General features: G+C 69.5%; 12 protein-coding genes. 3 read left to right on the top strand and 9 right to left on the bottom strand.

The genetic code is table 11. From position 1 onward, the window contains the following. Positions 1-17 precede the first annotated feature (17 nt). The 8 genes from KDG50_00810 to rlmH all read right to left on the bottom strand — a co-directional run bounded on the left by KDG50_00810 (position 18) and on the right by rlmH (position 11,232). Positions 18-1,001 carry a tyrosine-protein phosphatase gene (locus KDG50_00810; GenBank protein MCB1863944.1) on the bottom strand — a complete coding sequence of 328 codons (984 nt, stop codon included), beginning with the start codon at positions 999-1,001 and terminating at the stop codon, positions 18-20. Continuing rightward, entirely contained in the window at positions 998-2,359 is a 1,362-nt protein-coding gene (gene pmbA / locus KDG50_00805) for a metalloprotease PmbA (protein ID MCB1863943.1), read from the bottom strand. Before pmbA ends, KDG50_00810 begins: the two co-directional genes overlap by 4 nt. After that, a complete protein-coding gene (gene tldD / locus KDG50_00800; GenBank protein ID MCB1863942.1) occupies positions 2,356-3,801 on the bottom strand; it encodes a metalloprotease TldD in 1,446 nt (481 codons plus the stop codon). The genes pmbA and tldD overlap by 4 nt, the downstream gene beginning before the upstream one ends. A gap of 9 nt (positions 3,802-3,810) precedes the next feature. After that, positions 3,811-4,647, bottom strand: coding sequence for a carbon-nitrogen hydrolase family protein (locus KDG50_00795; protein MCB1863941.1), 837 nt, complete (start codon positions 4,645-4,647; stop codon positions 3,811-3,813). Between the two features lie 79 nt (positions 4,648-4,726). Beyond that, positions 4,727-8,575 carry a TIGR02099 family protein gene (locus tag KDG50_00790; protein ID MCB1863940.1) on the bottom strand — a complete coding sequence of 1,283 codons (3,849 nt, stop codon included), beginning with the start codon at positions 8,573-8,575 and terminating at the stop codon, positions 4,727-4,729. Positions 8,576-8,674: 99 nt separating this feature from the next. Next, the gene (gene rng, locus KDG50_00785) at positions 8,675-10,240 is read right to left on the bottom strand and encodes a ribonuclease G (GenBank protein MCB1863939.1); all 1,566 of its coding nucleotides are present in this window, start codon (positions 10,238-10,240) and stop codon (positions 8,675-8,677) included. Next, positions 10,191-10,769, bottom strand: coding sequence for a septum formation inhibitor Maf (gene maf, locus KDG50_00780; protein ID MCB1863938.1), 579 nt, complete (start codon positions 10,767-10,769; stop codon positions 10,191-10,193). Before maf ends, rng begins: the two co-directional genes overlap by 50 nt. Beyond that, a complete protein-coding gene (gene rlmH, locus KDG50_00775; protein MCB1863937.1) occupies positions 10,762-11,232 on the bottom strand; it encodes a 23S rRNA (pseudouridine(1915)-N(3))-methyltransferase RlmH in 471 nt (156 codons plus the stop codon). The genes maf and rlmH overlap by 8 nt, the downstream gene beginning before the upstream one ends. 95 nt (positions 11,233-11,327) lie before the next feature. Between rlmH and KDG50_00770 the strand changes: the two genes are divergently transcribed. Both KDG50_00770 and ilvD read left to right on the top strand, forming a co-directional pair. Beyond that, positions 11,328-14,105: an EAL domain-containing protein gene (locus KDG50_00770; protein ID MCB1863936.1), complete on the top strand. Its 2,778-nt coding sequence runs from the start codon at positions 11,328-11,330 to the stop codon at positions 14,103-14,105. A gap of 80 nt (positions 14,106-14,185) precedes the next feature. Then, positions 14,186-15,898, top strand: coding sequence for a dihydroxy-acid dehydratase (gene ilvD, locus KDG50_00765; protein ID MCB1863935.1), 1,713 nt, complete (start codon positions 14,186-14,188; stop codon positions 15,896-15,898). 14 nt (positions 15,899-15,912) lie between these two features. Here ilvD and KDG50_00760 read toward each other — a convergent pair whose 3' ends face one another. Continuing rightward, on the bottom strand, positions 15,913-17,076 hold the full coding sequence (locus KDG50_00760) for a trypsin-like peptidase domain-containing protein (GenBank protein ID MCB1863934.1): 1,164 nt from the start codon (positions 17,074-17,076) through the stop codon (positions 15,913-15,915). Positions 17,077-17,211: 135 nt separating this feature from the next. On the opposite strand from KDG50_00760, the gene KDG50_00755 reads away from it, so the two are divergent. Continuing rightward, positions 17,212-19,197 (top strand): EAL domain-containing protein, encoded by a 1,986-nt coding sequence (locus KDG50_00755; GenBank protein MCB1863933.1) that lies wholly within the window; start codon positions 17,212-17,214, stop codon positions 19,195-19,197. Positions 19,198-19,220 lie beyond the last annotated feature (23 nt).

The raw sequence follows: 19,220 nt of genomic DNA, 5'->3' as shown, positions 1-19,220 counted from the left end.
ATGCGCTCGGCGGTCGCTCAGCCGGCCGGCGCACCATGGGCGCAGATCAGCGCCTGCTGGCGCCCCACGAACGACCCGGTTTCACCCGGCCGCCACATCCGTAGCCGCAGCGGCTGACAGCCTTCGGGCAGGTCGGCGGCATTGCCCTGGAAGCGCCAGCGCGCGGCGTCCACGCCGGGCTTGGCGAAGTGTTTCGCCAGATCGACGGACGGCAGCCCGTAGCGCGCCGTCCCCATCTCCCGGTCGCCCACGACGATATCGACCCGCGCGAGCGGTCCGCCGGCGCGGTCATCGAACGCCCAGCCGCTGATCTCGAGCGCGCCGGCGCGCGACACCGATACCTGCGTATCGCGAAAGCCCTGAGGGGTCGCGTCGTTGATGTAGTCGATCCACAGCTTGACGTTGCCGTCCAGATCGACATAGACAGTGTCCAGGTACTCGCGCAGCCGCGCGGGCGTGTGGCCGACCTCGCGCGAGCCCAGCCACGCCGTATAGCCGGCGAGAAACTGGCGTCCGACGGTGTCCGGATAGAACACGCCGCGGTGCCAGGCGACCTCGTCGCGGGCCTGTTCGAGCGTCGCGTCGGTGTACATCAGCTGGACGAGGATGCTCGCGAGCCCGGTGCGGTCGACGCCGGCATTGCAGTGGATCAGCGCCGGGCGCGGCGCGTCGTCGAGCGCATCGACCAGCTCGCGCAGCGCCGAGTATCGCGGCAGCTCGCGTGCCTGGAGCAGCTTCACGTCGACCAGTCTTGCGCCGGCATCGCGCACGGCGACCGACTCCGCGTCGTACCAGTCCACGCCCGGATTGCCGCCACGCAGGTTGATGACCGTGCGCAGGCCCTGTTGGTGGATGTGGTCGGCCAGCGTGTCGGGCGCGAGCTGGGCGCTGCGATAGAAGCCGGTGTCGCCGACCGTGCCGAACTTGTCCGCGTAGCCGCCATACCAGCCGAAGCCGGCCAGCGCGACCACGCCGACCGCGATGGCGAGTCGGCCGATCATTCGCCCGCGATGGTCATGCGCTCGAGGAGCCACGACCCGGTCTCGATGTTGCCGCGGGTATCGACGTCGGAGCCGACCGCCACCAGACCCGCGAACATGTCCTTGAGGTTGCCGGCGATGGTGATTTCCTCGACCGGAAACGCGATCGTGCCGTTCTCGACCCAGTAGCCCGCTGCGCCACGCGAGTAGTCCCCGGTCACGGCGTTGACGCCTTGGCCCATCATCTCGGTGACCACGAGCCCCGTGCCCATGGCAGCGAGCAGGTCATCACGGCCGCCCGGTTCCACACGCACATTGCGCACGCCGCCGGCGTTGCCGGTGGTCTCCAGTCCGAGCCGTCGCGCGCTGTAGCTGTCGAGCACATAGCCGGTGATGGCGCCGTCGGCGATCCAGTCTCTCGCAACCGTCGCCACGCCCTCGCCGTCGAACGCCGCCGAGCCGTTGCCACCGCGCAGATGCGGACGCTCGTGGATGCGCAGCCAGTCGGGGAAGATGCGTTCGCCCGCACGATCGAGCAGGAACGAGGATTTGCGGTATTGCGCGCTGCCGGCGAGCGCGCCGAACAGCGAGCGCACCAGCGACCGCGCCATGGACGGATCGAACAGCACGGGTGCGCTGCGGGTCCCCAGCGTTCTGGCGCCGAGCCGCGCGATGGCGCGTTCGCCGGCCGTGCGGCCGATCGCCTCGGCGGCGGCCAGCCGCTCGACGCGCCGCGCACTGTCGTACCAGTAGTCGCGCTGCATGCCGGCGTCATCGGCGGCGATGACACTGCACGAGATCGAATGCCGCGTGCCGCTGTGCGCACCGGCGAAGCCGTGGGAGTTCGCGTACAGGCTCAGGCCGCGTTCGGTGGAAACGGTCGCGCCTTCGGAGTTGGTGATGCGCGGATCGACGCCGCGTGCGGCGGCCTCGCAGCGCACGGCAAGCTCGATGGCGGTCTCGGCGTCCAGCCCGGCCCAGGGGTGATAGAGGTCCAGTTCCGGCAGCGCGTGCGCCATGCGCGCGGCGTCGGCGAGCCCCGCGTACGGGTCCGGCTGGGTGAACTGCGCAATTGCGCAGGCGGCCTCGACCACGGCATCGACGGCGGCGCCATCGAATGCCGCGCCCGTGGCGTGCGCCTTGCGCTGGCCGAAATAGACCGTCACGCCGACCGACTGGTCGCGCTGATGTTCGATGGTCTCGACCTCGCCCAGACGTGCGGTGACGGTGAGCCCCGCGTCCAGCGCCACGTCGACTTCCGCCGCGCTCGCGCCGCGTTCGCGCGCGCGATCGAGCACCTGTGCCGCCACGCGCTCGAGCACATCGCGGCGCGCGAGTACGTCATCGGCCTGTTCGGCACGCGTCACGACGGTAGTCATGCGGCCGTCCCGCCGACGGTCAGGCCGTCGATGCGCAGGGTCGGCTGACCGACACCGACCGGCACGCTCTGGCCCTCCTTGCCGCAGACGCCGACGCCCTCGTCGAGCTTCAGATCGTTGCCGACCATCGACACGCGCGTCAGCGCCTCCGGGCCGTTGCCGATCAGGGTCGCGCCGCGCACCGGTCGCGTGACGCGGCCGTTTTCGATCAGGTAGGCCTCGCTCGCCGAGAACACGAACTTGCCCGAGGTGATGTCGACCTGTCCGCCGCCGAAGTTCACCGCATACAGACCGCGGTCGACCGACGCGATGATCTCGGCCGGGTCGTGTTCGCCGGCCCGCATGTAGGTGTTGGTCATGCGCGGCATCGGCAGATGGGCGTAGGACTCGCGCCGGCCGTTGCCGGTGGGCGCGACCCCGGACAGCCGCGCGTTGAGCTTGTCCTGCATGAAGCCGCGCAGCACGCCGTTTTCGATCAGCACCGTGCACTGGCTCTGCACGCCCTCGTCGTCGACCGACAGCGAACCGCGCCGGCCGGGCAGCGTGCCGTCATCGACCACGGTGCACAGCGGCGAGGCCACCCGTTCGCCGATGCGCCCCGCGAACGCCGAGGTACCCTTGCGCGTGAAATCGCCTTCCAGCCCGTGCCCGACGGCCTCGTGCAGCAGCACGCCGGGCCAGCCCGGCCCGAGCACGACATTGAGCTTGCCGGCGGGCGCGTCGACCGCTTCGAGATTCACCAGCGCCTGACGCACGGCCTCGCGTGCGTAGCCGAGCGCGCGATCGTTCTCCAGCAGCACGCCGTAGCCGGCACGGGCGCCGCCGCCGGACGAACCCTGCTCGCGCCGGCCGTTGTGTTCGACGATGACGCTGACATTCACGCGCACCAGCGGGCGGACATCGCCGGCCAGCGTGCCGTCGCTGGCGGCGACCAGGATGCTCGAACGCGCGGCGGCGAGCGTGACGAAGACCTCCTTCACGCGCGGGTCGACGGCCCGGGCCGCGGCGTCGATCGCCGAGAGCAGGTCGACCTTGGCCTGGGCGTCGAGGCTGTCGATCGGATCGATCGGTTCGTAGAGCGCCGGCGGCTGCGCGGACGCGCGACGCAGATCGGCGCTGCGCTCGTCGCCGAGCCGCGCAATCGCCCGCGCGGCACCGGCGGCATCCAGCAGCCGCGGCAGGTTCAATTCATCGCAGTACGCAAAGCCGGTCTTCTCGCCGGCCATCGCGCGCAGCCCCGCGCCGCGCTCGACTGAATGGTGGGCTTCCTTGACGATGCCGTTCTCGAACGACCACGACTCGAAGCGGGCCGACTGGAAATACAGATCGGCGGCATCGATACGAGCGCCGAGCAACCGCCCGATCACGCCCGAGAGTGCGCCATCGTCGAGTCCGACGGGCGCAAGAATCTCGCGCTCGGCGAGCGCGGTGGTATCCGACATCAGAAAACCTCAGGCGGCGCCGCAGAAGATGCGGCGGTGCTGAATGGAAGGAAAATTGCGCCGGGTTGCGCGCAGACGTTCCAGATCGTACTCGGCAGTAACGACCCCGCTGCCGCGCGGCAGTTCCGCAAGCACCACGCCCCAGGGGTCGACGATCATCGAATGGCCGTGCGTTTCGCGACCGTTGATGTGATAGCCGCCCTGCGCGGCGGCGACGACATAGCTGAGATTCTCGATCGCCCGCGCACGCACCAGCACCTCCCAGTGCGCCTTGCCCGTGATCGCCGTGAACGACGACGGGATCGCGAGCACGGTGACCTCCTGGCGCAGCATGGTGCGAAACAGCTCGGGAAAGCGCAGGTCGTAGCAGACCGCCACGCCCATGCGCCCGCAGGGGGTCTCGAACACCGTCACGTCCGTGCCCGGCTCGATGGTCTCGGATTCCGCGTAGCGCTCCTGGTGGTCGACGAGATTCACGTCGAATAGATGCATCTTGTCGTAGCGCGCGACGAACTCGCCGGATGCGTTGAACACCAGACAGGCGGCGCGGACCTTGTGCGGATTGTCGGTGCGCATCGGCATCGTGCCGCCGACCAGCCACAGCCCGTGAGTGCTCGCCATGTGCGCCAGAAAGTGCTGGATCGGTCCCTCGCCGAACGGCTCGGCCACGCCGAGCTTGTCGGTCTCGTGCTTGCCCATGAACGCGAAGTTCTCGGGCAGCACGACGACCTTCGCGCCGGCCGCCGCGGCCTGCGCGATCAGTCGCTCGGCCTCGAGCAGGTTGGCGTTCACGTTCGGCCCGGAGGCCAGCTGCACGGCAGCCAGCAGCGGCAGCGGTTCAGTCATACAGGGGCTTGATGGCCTTCATGGTTGCAATAGTATGAGCCCGACGTGCAACGCAGCAACGCTCGCGGCCGATTCCCGGCTATTGGCCGGGCGCGTCGTCGGCGGCGTTCTGGTCCGCATGTGCGGAGACCCGCTCGATGACGGGTTCGTCCCACGGGCCGGTGACCTCGTAGCGGAACCGCGCGATGCGCTCGACCGGCCGGCCCAGGACGCTCTGCGCCAGCCACACGGCGGCACCGACCGCCGGCCCGCCGGCCGCCACGCCGACCAGCGGCAGCGACAGGCCCAGGTTCGGCGTCACGGTGACGGTTTCGTCGTAGTCGCGCGCAAGCAGGCCGACCCGCCCGGTGATCTCGATGCCGGCGTTCGGACCTTCGATGCGCAGGTCGTTGGTGTAGGCGTCACCTTCGGCGAGCGTGAAGCGCCCGTCGATGCGGTCGAAGCGCAGGCCCGATTCGAACAGATCGCGAAAATCCAGCGTCAGACGCTTGCCGATCGTGCCCAGATTCAGCAGCCCGAAGACCCGGCCCACGCCGGGGTCGACGCTCGGAATGCGCCCTTCGCGCAGGCGCAGATCGACCGTGCCGTTCAGCGCCGTCAGCGCCAGCGCGGCGGGCGGACCGGCGACCGCACTGTCGATGTCGGCCTCGAAGCGCGCGCCGGTCAGCGTCTGCGCGTAGCCGAACTGGCGCAGGACCTGACCGATGTCCTCGCCGCTCGCGCGCAGTCGCAGGCTCGTGCGCATCGCGTCGCCGGCGCCCGTCCAGCGGCCCTGGCCGCTCAGCTGCAGCGCCTGCCCGTCGAGGCGGATGGTCGCGAACTCCAGCCCGCCGTCGGCGCGATGCGCGTCGACCTCGAGCCGCCCCATCGCGCGACCGGCATGACTCAGCGCCGCAACGTCCAGGCGAAACGGCGTGGCCCGCGCCGGATCGGGCGGCTCCGCGGCGACCGCACCCGCGCCGACCGGCGTGTCCTCGGCCGCACGCAGATCGAGCCGCTCGAGCACGATCCGCACCGGCCGCGCGTTGTCGGCGCGGTCCGGCACGTCGAAGCGTCCCGCGAGGCGCGGCCCGTCCACGCTGCCGGTCCAGCCCTGGCCGGCGCGCTCCAGTTCGAACTGCGCATCCTCGAAGCGGCCACCGCCGGGCACGCCGAGCTGTGCGCTCCGGAGCGCTACGCGGCGCAGCACGGGCTGTGCACCGTCGGGCTCGGCGGATTCATTGGCATCCGGCGCGGCGGCGAGGCGGTCGAGCCAGTCGCCGAGCACGAAGCTGTCGACCTGACCGTCGACGAGCAGACCCGGCTCGGCCGGCTCGATCGGCTCGGCGCCCAGTCGCAGGTTGCCGCGCTCGAACGCGAGCGCGCCGTCCTCGGCGCCCTGCAGGACCGCGGTCAGATGTACATCGCGGCCGGTATCCACCCGCAGCCGGCCTTCGCGCGTATGCGGCTGCCAGCGCAGCAGCGCCTCGGAGGCGACGACATCGTCGGCACGCTTGCCGAACGGGGGCGGCAGGTCGGCGGCAAGTCCGCGCAGGTCCGAGAGGATCGCGATCCGCACCGGCCCATCGTCGGCGTCCCCGGAACCAACGTGGGCGACCCAGTCGGTCTGCCCGGAAAGCTGTCCACCAAGCGGCCCGAGCAGACGTCCGAGACGCCCGGCCCCGACCTGGCCGTGCAGCGTGATCTCCGGCAGCCGGTCGACCGCGCGCGCATCGAACCGGGCGATCGCCGGCAGATCGAAGACCCGCACGGCGAGCGCATCGGCCGCGACGCCCTGCCGGTTGAACGCCAACCGCCCGGCGATTGCATCGACCGTCAGACCCGCCGCCGCGTTGTGCAGGCGCCCGCCGTCGACGTCGACATGGCCGTTCACATGCGTCTCGCCGATGTCGTGGACGAGTGGAATCTCCAGATTCAGATCGACCTTCGCGCTGCCCTCGAACTCGGATTCCGCGATGAACCGCCCGATGCGCTCGCGCAACGGGCTCGCGTGCAGGAACCCGATCGCGTCGCTGACCGTGCCGGCTGTACGGCCGTGGATCAGCAGCGGTGTGACGGGCTTCAGGCGCTCGATCCGCGCCGTCGCCGACGCGATCGCATGGCCGTGGGTCTGGCCATCGGCCAGCCGGATGGTCATGGCGTTGTTGTCGAAATCGAGCAGCGCCGTGGCCTTCTCGATCGCCGGCCATTCCGGGCGGTAGACGAGTTGCACGTCGTCGACGGTCGCCAGCACCTGAAACCGGCCGCCGCCGGACTCGTACGGAAATCCGCGCAGCGGTCCGTGCACCAGCACGCGCACGTCATCGCTGTGACCGGCACGGATCGAGCTGCGCAGCCAGTTGACGAGGTTCGGGTGCATGATGTGCACCGGCAGCAGGTCGGCAAGCCGACGCTGGTCGGCGCCCGCGGCCCGGGCCTGCAGATCGAGCTGCGCCGGTTCACCCGCGTGATGCTCGACATAGGCACGTGCGGACACCGTCATCGCACCGCTGCGCGCGTCGATGTCGCTGGCGTTCAGGTACAGCGCCCCGTCGGCGTCACGGCGCCAAACCAGTTCGCCGCGCAGTGCATCCAGCGCAAGCGCGCCGTCGAACACCTTCGGAAAATCGAGCGCGACCCCGGTGCTGTCCAACTCGACGCGCCCGGCCCGCGGCCCCGCCCAGAACCGCGCATCCACACCGCGGGCCGCCGGGCGCCGGTCACGGCTGTCGAACCCGAGATCGCGTACCCGACCGGCCACGGCCCAGTCGACATCGATGTCGCCGTCCACCGCGGCCTCGACCGAGATCAGCAGCTCTTCGAGCATGCCGCCCGGGGCGACGTCGGCACCGATCGCGGCAAACGCCTGCGGCGCAATTGCGGCGGCGGATGCGACCGACAGATCCCGCAGCGCGGCGCGCAGGCTGGCCCTGGGCCCGCCCATGGCCTCGCGATATTCCAGCTCCGCACGCACCGGTTCGGCGCCCGCCACCCGCGGCGCACCAAGCACGCGGGCATGCCACCGCCCCGCGTCGCGGTCCCGGTCGAGATCAAAGCGGGCCGAGAACGACTCGCCGCCGGTCGCTGACGCCCCCGCCAGACGCTCGACCGCCAGGTCGCCGAGCGCACTGCGCAGGTGGCCGTCTTCCCACCGGGTCCAGACCCGCGCACCGAACTCGCCGGCCGCGAGCGACGGCGGACCAGCCAGAAAGAATTCCAGAACGCCGGGCAGCTGCACGCCTGCGGCCTCGGCGTAGAGGGTCGAGCGCCGCCCGGCGGGTTCGACCAGGCTGCCCTGCATGTCGAGTTCGACCCGGACGCTGCCGCCCCACTCCGCCGGCAGACTCAGCCGGCCGCTGGCGCGATGCCGGTCGGCCTCGTTGACGATGTCGAGTTCGACCTGCCGGAACGCGAGCGGGTGGCCGCGCAGGCGGTAGTCCTGGTAATGCAGCACGCTGTCGGCCACACGCACGCGGCGCAGCCCGCCAATCCATTCCAGTCCCGGGCCGGCGGCGCTGTCCGCGCCGGGCGCGGCGCCCGACACGCCGGCGACCCGGATCGTACCGTCAGACAGCCGGTTCACCGACAGCGCCACACCGCGCAGCTCGATCCACTCCAGCACCGGACGACCGGCGGCGATGGACGCCAGCACGTCGGGTATCAGCCAGAGCCCGGCGGCCTCGAGCGCGACGGACTTGCCGTCGGGCGTCTCGATGCGCAGGCCGTCGATGCGCAGGCTCGGGTCCAGCCCGTGCAGTTCGGCATGCACCCGGCCGACGCGCACCGGCTGGCCGAGCGCGTCGGAGGCCAGCGACTCGATCTCGGCATGCCAGCGATCCAGCGAGGGCACGAGAAAGCGCAGACTCGCCGACAGCAGCGCGGCGGCGACGAGCAGTACGACCGCAAGCGTGAGCACCAGGCGGGCCAGCCCGCGCAGCGCCCGTATCATGGGTTCCCGCTCACGCGCAGACCCGCGCGCCGGCGCCGCGCCCGGGCCGCACCGCCGCCGACCGGCGCGGGTCCGCGATCGGACCGCGGCCGCCGAAACTCAGATCGGGACGACGTCGTACTGCTCCTGGGTGTAGAGCGCCTCGGGCTGGAAGCGGATCGGCTTGCCGATGAACGCCTCGAGTTCGGCGAGGTGGTTGGATTCCTCGTCGAGCAGCCGATCGACGACGGCCTGCGCGGCCAGCACGAGCAGGGCATCGGCGTCGTACTGGCGCGCCTCGCGCAGGATCTCGCGGAAGATTTCATAACAGGTGCTCTCGGCGGTCTTCATCGTGCCGCGGCCGGCACAGGTCGGACACGGTTCGCAGAGCACCCGTTCGAGGCTCTCGCGCGTGCGCTTGCGGGTCATCTCGACGAGACCCAGCGCGGACACCGCCGATACATGGCAACGCGCCGGGTCGCGCGCGAGCGCGCGTTCGAGCGAACGCAGGATCTGGCGCCGATGCTCGGGATCGGCCATGTCGATGAAATCGATGATGATGATGCCGCCGAGATTGCGCAGCCGCAGCTGGCGCGCGATCGCCTGCGCGGCCTCGAAGTTGGTCTTGAAGATGGTCTCTTCGAGGTTGCGATGGCCGACGAACGCACCGGTGTTGACGTCGATGGTCGTCATCGCCTCGGTCTGGTCGATCACCAGATGCCCGCCGGACTTCAATTCGACCCGCCGGTCCAGCGCCTTGTGGATCTCATCTTCGATGCCGTAGAGATCGAAGATCGGCCGCTCGCCCGGGTAATAGTCGATGCGCGCGCGCACCTCGGGGATGAAACGCGTGGCGAAGTCCACGGCGCGCTGGAAGCTCTCGCGCGAGTCCACCCGCACCTGCTCGACCTGCGGGCCGAACAGGTCGCGCAGCGCCCGCAGCACCAGCGGCAGGTCCTCGTGCACGCGGGCCGGCGCCGTGGCGGTCTGGCAGCGCTCGCGCACCGCCACCCAGAGCCTTTGCAGAAACCGCAGGTCGGCGCCGAGCGCATCGTCGCTCACCCCCTCCGCCGCCGTGCGCACGATGATGCCGCCGGGCTGCTCGCTGGTCGCCAGCCCGGCGACCAGGCTGCGCAGACGCGCGCGCTCGTCCTCGTCCTCGATCTTCTGGGAGACGCCGACGCCGTGTCCCTGCGGCAGGTAGACGAGGTAGCGCGACGGGATCGACAGGTGCGTGGTGAGCCGTGCGCCCTTGCTGCCGATCGGATCCTTGACGACCTGCACGACCAGCGATTGACCCTCGGTGACGAGCGCGGTGATGTCGCGATCTTCCTCGTCATCGTCCGGCTCGTGCGGTCCGGTCGCCGTGTCCGTGCCATTCGCCATGACCAGGTGGGACCGGTGGATGTCCGAGGCGTGCAGAAACGCCGCGCGTTCCAGACCGATGTCGACGAACGCCGCCTGCATGCCGGGCAACACCCGCTGCACGCGCCCCCGGTAGATGTTGCCGACGCGCCCGCGCTTGCTGGTGCGCTCGATATGGATCTCCTGCAGCACACCGTTTTCGACCAGCGCGACGCGGGTCTCCGGTGGCGTGACGTTGATCAGCAGCTCGGCGCTTGTGGTGGAAAGCGATTCAGCCAAGCGGTTCGACTCCAAAGGCACGCAACAGGCGCGCGGTCTCATACAGCGGCAGTCCCATGACTCCAGAATAGCTGCCGGCGAGCCGGCGCACGAAGCCGGCGGCAAGCCCCTGGATGGCATACGCGCCGGCCTTGTCCAGCGGCTCGCCGGTGGCGACATAACGCTCGATGGCCGATGCATCGAGCCGCGCGAAGCTGACTTCGGAACGGCTCAGCGCGGCATCGAGCGAACGCGGGCCGGCGACCGCCACAGCGCTGAACACCTCGTGTCGCCGCCCGGACAAAGCGCGCAGCATACGGATTGCGTCGGCGCTGTCCACGGGTTTGCCGAACACCCTCCCGCCCAGCGCGACCACGGTGTCCGCCGCGAGCACCGGGACCGGCTCGTCGCCCAGCGCCCCGCGTCCGGCCAGCGCCTTCGCGCACGCCAGCCGCATCGCCAGCGCGGCGGCCGGCTCGCCGACGACCGGGGTTTCATCCACGACGACATCAATCACGCGCGGGTGCACGCCGATCTGGCGCAGCAGTTCGATGCGCCGCGGCGAACGCGAGGCCAGTGCCAGATCACTCACGATGATACGGATGGTTCGTGCAGATCGACCACGCGCGGTAGAGCTGTTCGGCCACCACGACCCGTGCCAGCGCGTGCGGCAGCGTCAGCCGCGACAGCGACCAGCGCTGTGGCTGCGCAGCCAGCCAGTCCGGGTCCAGACCGTCGGCGCCGCCGATCACGAAGGCCGCGGAGCGGTGCTGTTCACGCAGACGCTCGAGCTGGTCGGCGAGTTCCTGGGTGGACCAGGGCTGGCCGCGCTCGTCGAGCGCGACCACGGCGCTACCCGGCCCGATCGCGGCGCGGATGCGTTCGGCTTCGATGCGCCGGCAGCGCTCGGCATCACCGGTGTTTGCACGTGTCGGCGCACGCACCCCAACGACCCGCAGCGACCAGCGCGCCGCGACCCGCCGGCAATAGGCCTCCACCGCGGTATCGGCCCACGCCGGCATGCGCGTGCCGACGGCGACCACGTTCATCTGCATGCGGGACGCGCTTTCGTCGGCGATCCGGCCACGTTCGCACCGGAAAAATTCCTGAGGCTCATAGGCTTACGACTATAATCGAAGCACCATCGCAATTGCTGAGCGAGTCTGTGCCCAACACGGCCGATCGCATCGAACCGCCGGTCCCAGTGATCGATCCGCGCGCCGTGGAGGCGCGCCAGATTCGTCTGGTCTTCGCGCAGGCACCCGTGACACTGGTCGCCAGCCTGTTCGTGCTGGCGCTGTCGGTCGCGCTGTTCCAGCGTTTCGGCATCGGCACCCACCTGTTCGCCTGGGCGGCCACCGTGTTCGCGATCGCCATTGGGCGGGTTGGTCTGGTGGTCGCCTTTCATCTTGCCCGACCCGACGACTCGGCCATCGGCCCGTGGCGAAACGCGCTGATCGCCTCAGCGGCCGTCGCAGGACTTTCCTGGGGCGGCGTCATGTTTCTGATCGACCCGCAGACCGACGTGACCGGAGTGATCCTCGTTGCCGCGGCCACCATCAGCGTCGCCAGCGGCAGCATCGCCACCAATGGCGCGCACTTCGGCATGTTCATCGCGTTCCTGGTCGGCATCGTGTCGCTGCCCTCCACCATGCTGCTGACCTATCCGGACTGGGGTTCGCGCGCGGCCGGATTGCTGCTCGCGGCATTCGGCATCGCCGTCGCGGTGCTCGGACGGGCGTACACCGCGAACATTCGCTCGGCCATCATCCACGAACTGTCCACCCGCGAGCTGGAGCGCTCGCTGGTCGACTCCGTCGAGCAGCTGGCGTTGCGCTCGGTCGCCGAGGCGCGTCACCAGCGTCTGTTCGAACAGGGACCGGTCGTACTGTTCCAGTGCTCGCCGCGCTCGGGCTGGCCGATTCGTACGATGTCGCCCAACGCGACCGCGCTGGGCGTCGATCCGGTTCAACTGGTGCGCGGGCGCATTCCGCTCGGCCGGCTGATCCATCCCGCGGATGCCGCGGTGATCTTCAGCCGCGCGCGCGAGATGCCACCCAGCGCGTTCGGCATGGACGTGCGACTCGGCACCGGCGCGGGTTCCGGCCGGCTGCGCTGGGCGTACTGCTACGTCGTGCCAACCGTCGAGGACGACGGGCGCGTGACCGGCTACCAGGGCTTCCTGCTCGACATCTCCTCGCGCAAGGACGCCGAGGCCGAGGTGCGCCGCGAGAAGGAACGCGCGCAGGTGACGCTGGCGTCGATCGGCGATGCCGTGATCACCGTGGATGCCGGGGGGCGGGTCGAGTTCATGAACCCGGTCGCCGAAACGCTGACCGGCTGGACGCTCGCTCGCGCCGCGGACCGGCCGATCGCGGAGATCCTGCAACTGATCGGCGAACACGACGGCGAGCCGGTGGAAAACCCGGTCGAGCGCGCGCTCGGGGGCCGCGCACGCAGCGGCCCGCCGGACAACGCGCGTCTGCAACGCGCCGACGGCATGCGCTTCGACATCGCTCATACCGCCGCGCCCATCCGCGCGCCGGACCAGTCCATCGCCGGCGCCGTGCTGGTCTTCCACGACTCGACCGAAGTCCGCGCTATGGCGCGCGAACTTTCCTACCGCGCCAGCCATGATCCGCTGACCGACCTGCTGAACCGGCGCGAGTTCGAGTCCCGGATCGCGCGCGCGCTGGAGGATGCGACGGCCAAGGGCGCCCGCCACGTGCTCGTGTATCTGGACCTCGACCAGTTCAAGATCGTCAACGACACCGCCGGCCATCGCGCGGGCGACGATCTGCTGCAACAGGTCGCCGGCGTGCTGCGTTCGCGTCTGCGCTCCAACGACGTGCTCGCGCGGCTCGGCGGTGACGAATTCGGTGCGCTGATCTACAACTGTCCGGTCGAGCGCGGCGTCGACGCCGCCGAAACCATGCGCAACGCACTCACCGAATATCGCTTCAACTGGGGCGATCGCTATTTCGACGTCGGCATGAGTGCCGGCGTCGTCGCGATCGACGCGCAGAGCCGCTCGGTCGAGGAACTGCTCGCGGCCGCCGATCTGGCCTGTTATGCGGCCAAGGACGCCGGCCGCAACCGCGTGCACGTCTACGAGCCCAGCGACGCCGACCTGCAACGCCGCCACGGCGAGATGGAATGGGTCGCGCGCATTCGCGCGGCAATCGCCGCCGATCGCTTCGTGCTGTATCGCCAGCCGATCGTCGCCGTCGATCCCGGTTCCGATCACACCGTCGAGCACTTCGAGGTGCTGCTGCGCATGATCGACGAGGAAGGCCAGATCGTGTCGATCGACCAGTTCCTGTCGGCCGCCGAACGCTTCAGCCTGATGCGTGAGATCGACCGCCTGGTGATCGCACGCGTGTTCCGCTGGCATGCGGCGCACCAGGACACCGGCGAACGGCTGGTCAGCGTGAATCTGTCCGGCGCGTCGCTCAACGACGACAGCCTGCGCGAATACGTGCTGCACCAGGCCGACGTCCACGGTCTCGGACTCGACTGGCTGTGCTTCGAGGTCACCGAAACGGCGGCCATCTCGAATCTCGGCCCGGCGAGCGAACTGATGTACGCACTGAAGGCGCAGGGCTGCCACTTTGCGCTGGACGATTTCGGCATCGGGCTGAGTTCGTTCGCCTATCTGAAACACCTGCCGGTGGATTTCCTGAAGATCGACGGCGCGTTCGTGCGCGACATGCTCGTCGACCCGCTCGACAGCGCCGTGGTCGCCGCGATCAACGAGATCGGCCACGTCATGAAGTTGCGCACCGTCGCGGAATACGTGGAGTCGAAGGCAATCCTCAAGGCGCTGCGGCCGCTCGGGGTCGACTTCGCCCAGGGTCAGGCCGTCGGCCTGCCCGAGCCGCTGGAGCCGGCGGAATCCGACGCGGCGCACGTCGGTCAGAGCGCCTGACCAGGCAACCTGAGCGCGCGGCACGGCCGCGCCGTGCTGCTACACTTGCGCCCCCGTTTCACCCAGCTGAAAGCCCCGCCATGGCCGCAAAAAAATCCGCCGCGAAGAAGAAAAAGCCCGTCGATCCACGCGAGTTTTCGTCGATCGTCGTCGACGGCTACGAGCGCGCGCCGTCACGCGCGATGCTGCGCGCGGTCGGCTTCGGCGATGCGGACTTCAGCAAACCGCAGGTCGGCGTCGCCTCGACCTGGGCGCAGGTCACGCCCTGCAACTCGCATATCGATGGCCTTGCCCGCGAGGCCGCGGCCGGCGCTGACGACGCGGGCGGCAAGTCGGTGATCTTTAACACGATCACCATTTCCGACGGCATCTCGATGGGCAGCGAGGGCATGAAGTACTCGCTGGTTTCCCGCGAGGTCATTGCCGACTCGGTCGAGACCGTGACCGGCTGCGAGGGTTTTGACGCGCTGGTCGCCATCGGCGGCTGCGACAAGAACATGCCGGGTCTGATGATCGCACTCGCGCGGCTCAACCGCCCGGCCGTGTTCGTCTATGGCGGCACGATCCTGCCCGGTTGTCATGGCGAGAAGAACATCGACATCGTCTCGGTGTTCGAGGCGGTCGGACAGCGCGCGGCCGGCACGATCGACGACGCGGAACTCACCGAGATCGAACGCAAGGCCATCCCCGGCCCCGGCTCCTGCGGCGGCATGTACACGGCGAACACCATGGCCTCGGCGATCGAGGCGCTGGGCATGAGCCTGCCAGGCTCCTCGGCCCAGGCGGCGGTGTCCGACGACAAGCGCGAGGACTGCCGACGCGCCGGCGCAGCGGCCGTGGCGTTGCTGAAGGCCGGCATCCGACCGCGCGACATCATGACCCGCAAGGCGTTCGAGAACGCCATCACCGTGGTGATCGCGCTGGGCGGATCGACCAACGCGGTGCTGCACCTGCTGGCGATGGCGCGCGCGAGCGGCGTGAAGCTGTCGATCGACGATTTCACGCGCATCGGCAAACGCGTGCCGGTGCTGGCCGACCTGCGGCCCAGCGGTCGGCACATGATGTCCGAGCTGATCGAGATCGGCGGCATCCGCCCGCTGATGAAGATGCTGCTCAAGGCCAAGCTGCTGCACGGCGACTGTCGGACGGTCACGGGCAAGACCCTTGCCCAGGACCTGCGCGACGTGAAGCCCTACCCGGCCGGCCAGACGATCATTCAGCCGCTGAAGAGGCCGATCAAGAAGGACAGCCATCTGGTCATACTCAAGGGCAACCTCGCGCCGGACGGCGCCGTCGCGAAGATCACCGGCAAGGAGGGGCTGAGTTTCACCGGTACGGCGCGGGTGTTCGGTTCCGAGGAACACGCGCTCAAGCGCATCCTCGACGGCACCGTCCAACCCGGCGACGTGATCGTGGTACGTTATGAGGGACCGGTCGGTGGACCCGGCATGCGCGAGATGCTGTCGCCGACCTCGGCAGTCATGGGGCGCGGGCTCGGCAAGTCCGTGGCGCTGATCACCGACGGCCGCTTCTCCGGCGGTTCACACGGCTTCGTGGTCGGTCACATCACACCCGAGGCCGCGGTCGGCGGTCCGCTGGCGCTGGTCGAGGACGGCGACGAGATCACCATCGACGCCGAACGTCGCACGCTGACGCTGAACGTTTCGGACCGGAAACTCAAACAGCGCGCGAAACAATGGCAGGCACCGAAGCCGCGCTACCGCCAAGGCGTGCTGGCGAAATACGCGAAGCTCGTGTCCAGCGCCTCGGAAGGGGCCGTCACCGGCGACTGACCGCGCCGCGCGCGCTATTGATCCAGGATCGCCGGCCGCTCGCCGGCCAGTGCGTCAATCGCGATCGTCTGGTTGCCACGCAGCGCCTCGAGCTTCAGCGCCGTACCGGGCGCGTGACGCGCGATGAGGTTCAGCAGATGGCGCGCATCGCGCACGGCGACCCCGTCGATAGCCGTGACGAAATCGCCGGGCTCGACGCCGGCGCGGTCCGCCGGGCCTTTCTCCAGCGTACCGGCGATCAGCACCCCGCCGTTCGAGGCATCCAGCCCCATGGATTCCGCGAGTTCGGTCGTGACGTCCTGCACGCGAATGCCCAGCCAGCCGCGCACGGCGCGACCATGGGTGATGATCTGCTGCATGACGCCTTCCGCCAGCTTCGCGGGGATGGCAAAGCCGATGCCGATGGATGCGCCGGTCTTGGAAAAGATGGCGGTATTGATGCCGACGAGTTCGCCGCGGGCGTTGACGAGTGCACCACCGGAATTGCCGGGGTTGATGGCGGCATCGGTCTGGATGAAATCCTCGAAGGTGTTGATGCCGAGGTCCGATCGGCCCGTCGCGCTGACGATGCCCATGGTCACGGCCTTGCCGACCCCGAACGGATTTCCGATCGCGAGCACGACATCGCCGACCGCCAGCGTGTCGCTGGAACCGAAGGTGATGGCCGGCAGATCGCTGGCGCCGATCTTGAGCACCGCGATGTCGCTGTCCGGATCGCTGCCGACCAGCTTCGCCGGCAGCGCGTTGCCGTCGGCCATGGATGCGAAGATCTCGTCGGCCTCCGCGATCACATGGTTGTTCGTGAGCAGATAGCCGTCCGGGCTGACGATCACCGCCGAGCCGAGGCTGTTCTCGATCCGCGCCAGGCGCTGCTTGGGGATGATCGCGCCCTCGCCGAAGAAGCGCCGGATCATCGGGTCCTGCAACAGCGGGTGCACGCGCTGGCGCACCAGCCGCGTGGTATAGATGTTCACCACCGCCGGGGAGGCCCGCTGCACCGCATCGGCATAGGACACCGGCCCGACCGCGCGCGCCGACAACGGGGTGTCCGCGGCATGGCTGATCGTGACCGGCTCGCGCCGGGGCTGATCGCGCAGGACGAACAGCGTGATGGCCGCGCCGATGAGCGCGGCGGACAGCGCGGCCGAGGCCAGCGTGGAGATCGATCGTATTTCCATGTGCGAGGACGTCAGGGCCGGTTCACGTAGACTGGGGCGCCGCTGCCGAACATCGGGCATGCGGACGTGGGGAGCATTCCGGATGATTCTAGCCGTTAACGTTTCGGATTGGATGCTTGTGGTCTGTGACGCCACATGAGCACGCCCCGCGGCAGCCGCGCAATCTGGCCGGCAGTGGTCATGCTGACCGCCGTGCTGGCCGGAGTGATCGCGACCGTGCAGGCGGTGCGTTCGGCCGATGCCGCACTGCGGGAGCAGTGGCTGACCGAGGCGCAACTGATGGTGCGCGCCATGGACTGGGAGGCGGTGCGCGCCCTGCGCGGCGCGGCGGATGACGCGATGCGGCCCGAATATGCCCGCCTGAAACTCCAGCTGGAGAGGCTGCGGGCCGTCGGCGCGCAGTACCGCTTCGCTTATCTTCTGGTGCGCGGGAACGACGGCGTCGTGCGTTTTCTCATCGATTCCGAGCCGGCCGGGTCGGCGGACTACTCGCCTCCGGGCATGGCATACGATGAAGCGACGCCCGAACTGCTGACGCTGTTCGACGATCAAGTGCCGATGACCGAGGGTCCGGTCCAGGATCGCTGGGGCGTGTGGGTGAGCGCACTCGTCGCGCAACCGGACCCCGACAGCGGCAGGACGCTCGCGGTGTTCGGTGTGGACGTCGACGCACGCAACTGGCGCGAGGCGCTGGTGCGCGCCGCACTGCTGCCGCTGGGTGCCACGCTCGCGTTCGTGGCGACCGCGCTCGTGCTGTTGCGCATGCGTGCCCGCACGCGCGCCGAACACGCCCGCCTGCGCGCTTCCGAAGAACGCCTGTACGCACAGGCGCACCACGACAGCCTGACCGGCCTGCCCAACCAGCGCCTGCTGGCTGACCGGATGCAGCAGGCGCTCGCGCATGCCCACCGGATGGAAAGCCGCGCGGCCATCCTGTTCCTCGATCTCGACCGCTTCAAGAACGTCAACGATTCGCTTGGCCACACCATGGGCGACGCGCTGCTCAGCACGGTCGCCGACCGGCTGCGGCGCATGGTGCGCGAGGATGACACCGTGGCACGGCTGGGCGGGGACGAATTCGTCATCCTGATGCCCGAGATCCGGCAGGACGACGATCCGCGTCACGTTGCACAGAAGATCATCGACGAACTCGCCCGGCCGGTACCGATCGGCGGACAGAGCGTCTCGGTGGGCGTGAGTATCGGCATCGCGGTGTATCCCGATGACGCGCTCGACGCCGCGGGCTGGCTGGCCTGCGCCGATCGGGCGATGTACGCGGCCAAGGACAGCGGCCGCAACACCTACCAGTTCGCGGACCCGTTGCAGAATGCGCGGGCGCGCGACCGTCTGGCGATGGAGACGGGCCTGCGCCAGGGGCTCGCTGGCGGCGAGTTCCGGCTGCACTACCAGCCGGTGTTCTCGCTCGCCGATGGCCGGCCGGTCGGTGTCGAGGCGCTGGCGCGCTGGGAGCATCCGCAATGGGGCTGGGTCCCGCCGTCGCGCTTCATCCCGGTGGCGGAGGATTCCGGGCTCATCGTGACGCTGGGCGAATGGATCCTCGCCGAAGCCTGCCGTGCGGCCAGCCGCTGGCAGGAAATCGTGCCCGGCCTGCCGGTGATGGTGAATGTTTCCGCCCTGCAGCTGCGCCGTCCCGGCTTCGAGACACGCGTGTCGGAAGTACTGCATGAAACCGCGCTGGCGCCCGGGCTGCTCGAACTGGAACTGACCGAATCGACCATCATGCAGGAGACGCTCGCCGGCTCGGCCGTACTGCAACGCCTGGCCGAACTGGGCGCGCGACTGGCGATCGACGATTTCGGCACCGGCTATTCGAGTCTGGCCTACCTGCGGCAGCTGGTCGCCGCCCGGCTGAAGATCGATCGCAGTTTCATCGCCGACATGACCGCTGACGCCGAGGCGCAGGCCATCGTCGCAAGCATGGTCGGCATGGCGCGCGCGCTGGGGCTGCGGGTGACGGCGGAAGGCGTGGAGAGCGCCGAGCAGGTGGAGCTGCTGAAGACGCTGGGCTGCGACGACGTCCAGGGCCATTTCTTTGCGGTGCCGACGGATGAAGCCGGGCTGCGCGCGCGGCTCGCCGCCGCGGCGTCACCCGTAGTGTGAACAGGCCCTAGAAGGACACAATG

The sequence above is a fragment of the Chromatiales bacterium genome, from assembly GCA_020445605.1.
Lineage (GTDB): Bacteria > Pseudomonadota > Gammaproteobacteria > JAGRGH01 > JAGRGH01 > JAGRGH01.
Note: the sequence above shows the minus strand (reverse complement) of the source record. Positions and strands in the feature narration are given on the sequence as shown.